Source organism: Vibrio sp. 10N.222.55.C6 (genome assembly GCF_041473395.1).
GTDB lineage: Bacteria > Pseudomonadota > Gammaproteobacteria > Enterobacterales > Vibrionaceae > Vibrio > Vibrio crassostreae_C.
In genome coordinates this window covers 1-1,054 of record NZ_JBFRSD010000056.1, presented here as the reverse complement: position 1 = coordinate 1,054, position 1,054 = coordinate 1, and the positions used below count along the sequence as shown (strand labels likewise).

Here is a 1,054-nt window from a genome sequence, read left to right as displayed (position 1 = left end):
GGCTTTGTTGCGTAATTCAATGGAACTAAATCAAGAACCTACGATCTGATCAGCTACCACCACTCTCTCTCGTAGCCTTATGCCTAAACCTTGTTACAAAACAACCAACTGGAAGCAATACAACCAATCGCTCATTAACCGTGGTTCTCTGACCTTCTGGATCGATGAAGAAGCAATAAGTGGGTGGGCGCAAAGCAAACAGAATAAGCGCGGGAGGCCACGTCGGTTCAGTGATTTAGCTATTACGACAGCACTCATGGTGAAACGAGTTTTTTCTATGCCACTGAGAGCGCTGCAAGGATTTATCGACTCGATATTTAGGTTAGCCCATGTGCCGTTAAGTTGTCCGCATTACACCTGCATCAGTCGTAGAGCCAAGCAAGTTGAGGTCTCATTTAAGACTAAAGCGAGAGGAGCGATACAACACCTAGCCATTGATGCAACTGGCCTTAAGGTTTATGGCGAAGGTGAATGGAAAGTCAAAAAACACGGGACGGATGGCAAGCGGAGAGTCTGGCGAAAGCTGCATATTGCAGTTGATACAAGCACTCATGAGATCATTGCCGCCGAGCTAAGTTTATCAACGGTTACAGATGGTGAAGTACTCCCGAACCTACTGAAACAAACACGTCGAAGCATCCTTGAGGTGTCTGGTGATGGCGCTTACGACACGAGAGCGTGTCGCGCTGCTATTAAGATGAAGCGAGCCGTTGCGCTTATTCCCCCAAGAGAAGGGGCAGCCTTCTGGGAGCGTGGTCATCCTCGAAATCTCGCCGTGGGTTGCCAGAAATTATACGGCTCAAATAAGTATTGGAAAGAGCGGTATGGATACCACAAACGTTCATTGTCAGAAACAGCGATGTATCGAGTTAAACAGTTGCTAGGAGGACGATTGAGCTTAAGAAATTACAATGCCCAGGTGGGTGAAACTTACGCGATGATAAAAGCGTTGAACAAGCTTACTGGGTTAGGTATGCCTGAAACTTGTCGTATTGATTAAGAAATACGCGAAACGGGGTTGTTCTATCTTTAAATTTAATTACGCAACAAAGCC

Annotated in this window: 1 protein-coding gene; it reads left to right on the top strand. The window is 46.3% G+C overall.

What is annotated here, in order from left to right:
* The first annotated feature begins 79 nt into the window (after positions 1-79).
* Positions 80-1,000, top strand: a complete 921-nt coding sequence (locus AB4486_RS22400) for an IS5 family transposase (RefSeq protein WP_065583724.1) — start codon at positions 80-82, stop codon at positions 998-1,000.
* Positions 1,001-1,054 lie beyond the last annotated feature (54 nt).

Excerpts from the sequence above, each read along its gene's own strand:
- AB4486_RS22400 (WP_065583724.1), top strand. The coding sequence starts at position 80 with ATGCCTAAACCTTGTTACAAAACAACCAACTGGAAGCAATACAACCAA.